This window comes from Candidatus Neptunochlamydia vexilliferae (assembly GCF_015356785.1).
GTDB classification, from domain to species: Bacteria; Chlamydiota; Chlamydiia; order Chlamydiales; family Simkaniaceae; genus Neptunichlamydia; species Neptunichlamydia vexilliferae.
Genome location: NZ_JAAEJV010000022.1, coordinates 23,950 through 30,363 on the forward strand (window position 1 = coordinate 23,950; position 6,414 = coordinate 30,363).

The 6,414-nt window shown below is 43.2% G+C and carries 6 protein-coding genes; 1 reads left to right on the forward strand and 5 read right to left on the reverse strand.

Annotated features, from left to right (window positions below):
- Positions 1 to 157: 157 nt before the first annotated feature.
- The 4 genes from NEPTK9_RS05100 to NEPTK9_RS05115 all read right to left on the reverse strand — a co-directional run bounded on the left by NEPTK9_RS05100 (position 158) and on the right by NEPTK9_RS05115 (position 5,148).
- Complete coding sequence (locus tag NEPTK9_RS05100; RefSeq protein WP_194847754.1) at positions 158 to 1,180, reverse strand: Lpg1974 family pore-forming outer membrane protein; 1,023 nt, start codon at positions 1,178 to 1,180, stop codon at positions 158 to 160.
- A gap of 176 nt (positions 1,181 to 1,356) precedes the next feature.
- Positions 1,357 to 1,647: a helix-turn-helix domain-containing protein gene (locus tag NEPTK9_RS05105; RefSeq protein WP_194847755.1), complete on the reverse strand. Its 291-nt coding sequence runs from the start codon at positions 1,645 to 1,647 to the stop codon at positions 1,357 to 1,359.
- A gap of 261 nt (positions 1,648 to 1,908) precedes the next feature.
- Complete coding sequence (locus NEPTK9_RS05110) at positions 1,909 to 3,036, reverse strand: Lpg1974 family pore-forming outer membrane protein (protein WP_194847756.1); 1,128 nt, start codon at positions 3,034 to 3,036, stop codon at positions 1,909 to 1,911.
- Positions 3,037 to 3,483: 447 nt separating this feature from the next.
- Complete coding sequence (locus tag NEPTK9_RS05115; RefSeq protein WP_194847757.1) at positions 3,484 to 5,148, reverse strand: RNA polymerase sigma factor; 1,665 nt, start codon at positions 5,146 to 5,148, stop codon at positions 3,484 to 3,486.
- Between the two features lie 110 nt (positions 5,149 to 5,258).
- On the opposite strand from NEPTK9_RS05115, the gene NEPTK9_RS05120 reads away from it, so the two are divergent.
- Positions 5,259 to 5,870 (forward strand): competence protein CoiA family protein, encoded by a 612-nt coding sequence (locus tag NEPTK9_RS05120; protein ID WP_194847758.1) that lies wholly within the window; start codon positions 5,259 to 5,261, stop codon positions 5,868 to 5,870.
- Between the two features lie 307 nt (positions 5,871 to 6,177).
- Here NEPTK9_RS05120 and NEPTK9_RS09675 read toward each other — a convergent pair.
- Positions 6,178 to 6,414 (reverse strand): hypothetical protein (locus NEPTK9_RS09675; RefSeq protein WP_228547033.1); only part of this gene is annotated, 237 nt, incomplete at its 5' end.

The following is a 6,414-nucleotide window of genomic DNA, read 5'->3' on the forward strand; positions in this document are numbered from 1 at the left end:
GCCCGTCAAGAAATAAATGCTACAGTTTGACTCAGCGAGACGCAGCAAAATTAAGCTGAATGAGGAGCATCATTCCCAATAGGGAAGGGCGACGAAGAAGCTTAATTTGGCAAAGTCGCAGCCAGTCAACTTGTAACATTTATTTCTTGACGGGCCCTTAGAAGTATAACCTAGCAGAAAAGGTGATCCCCTGCATGGAAAGGTCTTCTGAGAAGTTGTCATACCGAAGGGCTGTGTACTCATATACCTTAATCATTTGATTCTGTCGCCACCAATACATCCCCTCGTAGGCGATTCCTACATCGATGTAGTTTTCTTTTTGATTGAAGTAAGAGCCATAACCTAGACCAAAGCGCCACTGCACCATTGGAATAAAGCGGTGCTTATTATCTTCTAGCTTTACACGGTCCTGACGGCTTGGAGTCACCTTCTCTCGGTGCTCGATATCGAAAAAGCCATAAAGAAAAGCTGCTGAGAAAAGGCCTCCTAGATACCACCCATCCCCCAGATGCCACTTTGAGTTTAGCCCTGCTCTCGGTCCTATCCCCCAGTAATCACAGTCATCCTTTATATGAGCAGTATTCCTTCCTAAAACCCCTCCTGTATACCGAATAATCTGCTTCTGATCGATCCAGACATTCTTGAGTCCAACAAAAGGGCGAAAGGAAAGTTGTTCACTCACAAAGTAATGTTTTCCAAGCTCCAAGTCTAGAGTGTAGAAACCAAGATCATAAGAGGATTTTGCGCGATCGATTCCTCCTTGGGTAATCACTGAACCCCTTAAAGGGATCAATGTACTTGCCTGCCCTGATGAAGTCCCCTTTGAAGAGTGTTTCCGGAAGTAGGTGAAGTAAGAGGTAATATCCCAGCTATCAAAACTAATGTTTTTTCCAAGCCCTGCCCGAAATCCCCATGCCCATCCAAAATTGATATCCCTTGTTCGCCCCTTTAAAGGGAGGGTAGTCACAAGAGTATTATTGCTGTAGGCAAAGGCTGTGCCATTTGTTCTTTGGTACCAGTAAAGGGGTTCAAAAGAGCCGAACCACTCATCTCGCATGATCCCTGGATTTGCACTAGGGCGGGCCTGCTGGACCATCATGCTTCGCACTTCTTCTTTAAGGGTATCCACCTCTTTTTCAAGAGCTTCAATGCGCGTAGCATCGGCCTGAGCACCACTCAAAAAAGTGGCCTGAGCAAATATGGAAATAAAAAATAATGTTCTAAGTCGCTTCATGAAATACCCGGGGTAGGAGCCTAGGGGCTCCTCTTCCCTCACATTAGCGGGGACGTTTCATGAAATCCAGAAAAATCTTACCCCCATCTCTTAAAAGATTTAAGAAATTGTTTTATAGGGAATTAGGAGTTTTCACTTTCGAGCTTCTCTAGCTTTGCTACACGCTTTTCTAGAGAAAAAATTCTTCTTTCAATGGAAGGTTTTTCTTCTGACTTTTGGGAAGTTTTCCCAAAGAGAAGTTCCTGCATAGAGACTTTCCCTTCAGTAAACTCCTCGATCTTTTGTGCGGTCTTAAGAGAGGGTCTAGTAATCCCCTTCAAAATCTTCCATAAATTTGTCGTGCTAATTCCTACAGACTGAGCAAAAGACTTCTTTTTAAGTCCCGAGCTTTTGATAAATTCTTCGAGCAACATATCTAACAGGTGTTTGGGTCTTTCATCTGGGACAACCTTATTCTATTGTTTTGTTTAGTTCAAATTTTTTTATAGATTTTTTGAGATTTTAATGGTTTTGCACAAAAACGCAACAAAATGATTAACAAAAGTTAATTTATTTAAGATCGTTGAATATTAAAATAATTATTTGTCGTTATTTCCAGAACTATTTCATAAGAAAAAGGCGAGGCTCTTGTAGAACCTCGCCTTTTGTAGGATACTTGTCTTCGGTTTATTAACTTAGAAGTCCCAGGTGACGTCTAAAGTTAAACCGTAGATATTCACGTCTTCAGAGTATCTATCATACTTGATAACGTTTCTATCATCATTGATTTTAAGTATCTGGTTTTGTCTCCACCAGTACTGAGCTTCATATCCAAGACCAATCCCTAAATGGTGCTTATTGTTCTTGAAGTAGCCATCGTAACGAAGGCCAAGCTGCATTTGTAGGTTTGGTGAAAATGCATGTCGATTCGCGCTTAGTTTAATGCGACGATCTTCTACCGCACTGAACCTTTCTCTATGGTCTACATCAAATTTACCATAAAGGACTGCAGCAGCGATGTTACCAAAGATGCTAAAGCTCTTACCAAGGTGCCATTTAGAGTTCACACCAGCACGTGGTCCTAAACCCCAAAAGTCACTCTCTTCTTTAACTTTCACATTATTGACTCCAAGGCCAAGTGTTTCGCCTTCAGCCTCTCCACCACTATAGGTAGTTTTCTGCTTTTGATCAATCCAAGCAGTCTTTAAACCCCAATGAGGGCGGAAAGAAATCTGGCTACTTACAAAGTAAGCGCGACCAAGTTCTAAGATAATGGTTTGATAGTCAAAGTCAAACTGAGACTTTGCGCTATTACAGAACTGAAATCTATTTACATCATCAACAATCTTAGAAGATCCTTTAAGTGGGACAACTGAACTGTTTTGTCCAGCACCTGTTGAAGAATGGTCATTAGAATCGAACCAAGTATACATAGCTCGAACATCCCAGCCATCATAATCAAGATTGTATCCGAGGCCAAATCTTAGCCCCCAATCCCAACTAAAATCGATATCTTTAGCTCTTCCGCTAATAGGAAGGTTTCCTAAAGGGTCTTGATCTGTGTAAGCGAACTCTGTGCCGCCAACTTTGGCGTGCCAGTAGAGCGCATTAACAGTAAAATTCCAGCCATAACCGTCGACTTCTGGTCGAGTAGTAGCTGTTTGTGCACCATATGTTCCGATGGCAGTCTCGGTACGCACTTGCTGCATTTGGTTTTCAAGTTGCGTTACCCGAGAATCCATGTCCATGCCTGCAAAGACAGTAGACGATGCCAACAAGGTAGCAATGGCGATTGAGATCTTTCTCAAAATGCTCACTTTCATCTTATTTTACCTCATGGGGGTTTTGTTAGCGTTCACGGAGTTTAATCCCCGGCGAAGCCAAATCTAGTATATTACCTTTTAAGACATCCTCCTCCCCTATAGCGCCTGCGGCCATGGGGTCGTCGAATGGCTTAAAATCTAATCCACTATTTTTTGCCTTCGCAGGGAATGCACTCCCTGAACGCTTACTCATTTTTAGCTTTTCTTGCCTCAATTTTTTCTATAATGATAACGCCTAAATAAATGAAACAATTTTTTATTTTTTTTATTTTTTAGGTCTGTCTTGTTTCTTTTTTGTCGCCAAGTCGTTACCGGAAGCTGCCATAAATGGTTAGTCTTCCTCTTGCCCCAGATGTAAGGAATCAGGGATTTAATTGTACAGATTTTTTTAAAAAATGATTTAATTAATTTGCAAGCACGACAAATTAAGTGACTTGAAAATGAAAATTATTCGACCTCAATAATGTCTAAAAAAGCCTGAAGTTGCTTTGAACGGGTAGGATGACGCATTTTTCGAAGCGCTTTAGCTTCGATTTGGCGGACACGTTCCCTTGTTACCTTAAAGCGAACCCCGACCTCCTCTAAGGTCTTGGGCTTTCCATCTAGAAGGCCAAACCGTTCTATAAGGACAGTCCGCTCCCGATCGGTAAGGGTAGAGAGAACCTCATTCATCTTATCCTTTAATATAGAGTACCCTGTTGCTTCATCAGGGGATTCTATCGTCGTATCCTCTAAAAAGTCTCCAAATTGACTTTCTCCACTGTCTCCCACCTCTGCCTGTAGGGAAATAGGGTGTTGGGCAATCTTATAGATCTCACGGATCCGCTCAGGGGTAAGGCCCAGTTCTGCAGCAAGCTCCTCTGGAGTGGGTTCTCTCCCAGTCTCCATCATCAGCTTCTTCGCCCCGCGCAGGACCTTATTGATCGTCTCAATCATATGGACAGGGATCCGGATTGTGCGCGCCTGGTCGGCAATAGCCCGGGTGACCGCCTGCCGGATCCACCAAGTGGCATAGGTAGAAAATTTATAGCCTCGGCGGTATTCGAATTTTTCAACCGCCTTCATCAGCCCCATATTTCCTTCCTGAATCAGGTCAAGGAAAGAGAGGCCCCGATTAGTATACTTCTTAGCAATCGAAATGACGAGTCTCAAGTTTGACTCAACCATTTCCCGTTTAGCCTCTTGGCTTTTATCCATCCACCGTTGAAGCATCCGGACATCTTTTTTAAACTTATCGAGGGTCCGTCCTGCTGCAAGCTCCCGCTTCGCCAGCTTTCGCTCCGCAGCCATTAGCTTTGCTTTTGCAAACCGATTTTTCTCAGCACGGGGGATAAGCTCTTGAATTTCTTTCTCTAAAGATAAAAAGTGATTATAAGAAGAGAGGATCACTTCGCCAAAGTCATCGGTAATATTATGGCGGAAGTGCATCCGGCGGAGGTAAGCTTGTGTGCGGACATTACATTTTTCAATACCTTCAGATAACTTGACCTTTTCAACTTTCGTCATCTTAGGCTCAAGCGATTGGATCAGAAGGTTTTCAAGAACACGGTCTTCTTTAGCTAAAAGGTCTCTTAGCTTGGGAAGCATCTTGAGGAAGGTGCTTTTATCCTCGATTTCCTTTTCAGCAATGATCTTATCGAAACGATCTTTCCCTGTGATGAGATAGTTAGAAATCGAGATCGCTTCCCGGGTCGAGTAACGAAACCGCATGATAATCCGTTCGATTTGAAGTTGCGCCTTCTCGATCCGCTTCGAAATTTCTACCTCTTCCTCTCTAGAAAGGAGGGGAACAGAGCCCATCTCTTTAAGATACATCCGGACGGGATCGTCGCTACTTCCCTCCATCCTCTTGGGGAGGGCCTCCATCTCTTTAGCCTCTTTCTTTCTCTCTTTTTGTCGTTCGACTTCAGATTGATTCAGAATCTGAATGTCCATTCCGCTGAGAAAGATAAGGACCTGGTCGATCTGCTCTGCAGAGTCAAAGGTCATCGGAAGGATTTCATTGATCTCTTCATAGGTGATGAACCCTTGCTCTTTAGCAATGGCGACAAGCTCTTCGATTTTCTGTTGATGTTGGGGGTCAAACCCCTGGCTAAAGCCAGATTTACTCATATTTTATCGGCCGTGTACATAAAGGTAGAATTTTCCTATCATGGATTTATCCATTGTGTAATTAAAAGGCGTTAATGTCAAGGCCGCACCTCATTATTCAAAAAGTTCTTATGAGATCGCTCCCCGGATCTGTCCTTGAACACCCCTTTCCCTCCATTGGGAGGATCGCCGATCTTGTCTACTTTCCCAAGAAGCTTATTTTTGAAGTCCAATGTTCTCCTATCAATCTTTATGAAGTGCGAAAACGAAATGAAGATTATGCCTCTTTAGGCTTTACAGTCATTTGGATCCTTCACGATCGGATTTTTAACAAAGAAATTCTCCCTCCAGCAGAGTTTTACCTCCGTCAAAAACTTGCTTACTACACCTCAATGAACCAATTTGGGCAGGGATTTTTTTACGACCAGCTCGACTTTCTCCAGGGGCTGAAGCGGGTTTACAAAAGCCCTCCTCACCTCTTAAAGAGTTTTCTCCCTAGACCCTTTCAAGCTCCCTTTTTCTTCCCCAAAAAGCTTAAACAACGGAGATATTACCTTATTGGGGATACCGCCGACACCTTACTCAAGAAAAATAAGGGGCGGTGGGCACAAAAGCTCGAAAAAAGATTTCTACCTAAAAAAAGTTTTAAGGCACGCGCCCTAGTTCCCCTCCACTATCTCCTCAAGAAAGCAGCGGATCGACCCGCCGTATATATCCCTTTAGAGGGCTCTATTAAAAGGTGATCAATCCTTAAGCCCTTCCTATGGGAAATTTCATCGTTGTCCTCCTTCGAAAGCCCGATTTGGGCTTCCTGCATCGGACGCCTCGAACTTTCCTCATAACCTCAGTTTTGGGTTTAATTTGCTTAGTTCCAGAGGGAGTTTTGCTTAAATTTTCTTCTTTTTGATCGAAGGTAAGGGTCTAAATGGCCCTTTCCGAGATCAAAAAGGAGAAAAGAAAACTAAAATCCCCTGAGGCTGAGTAAAATAAACCCAAAACTGAGATTCATATTAAGTCCTTCTTGATTGCAGGACACCTGCAAAGTCTAAGTCATATCCCTGCCAACCTGGTAAGTGTACGGAGAGGATTAACTAAGTAACCTATTGCCTGCATAGGCAAGCTTTTCTGATATTTTCTCTTCTTTCGATCAGCCTCAGGAGGAAACATGACCCTCATTGCATTCAGACTGAGGTTTCTCAGTGCACCAAGAATTCCACCCTTTTGGCGACTGTTACTGTACTGGTGGTCTTCAAGCCAACTCCGATCCTTGACGTGGTGCAGACCATT

Excerpts from the sequence above, each read along its gene's own strand:
- NEPTK9_RS05105 (WP_194847755.1), bottom strand. The coding sequence starts at position 1,647 with ATGTTGCTCGAAGAATTTATCAAAAGCTCGGGACTTAAAAAGAAGTCT.
- NEPTK9_RS05115 (WP_194847757.1), bottom strand. The coding sequence starts at position 5,148 with ATGAGTAAATCTGGCTTTAGCCAGGGGTTTGACCCCCAACATCAACAG.
- NEPTK9_RS05120 (WP_194847758.1), top strand. The coding sequence starts at position 5,259 with ATGAGATCGCTCCCCGGATCTGTCCTTGAACACCCCTTTCCCTCCATT.
- NEPTK9_RS05110 (WP_194847756.1), bottom strand. The coding sequence starts at position 3,036 with ATGAAAGTGAGCATTTTGAGAAAGATCTCAATCGCCATTGCTACCTTG.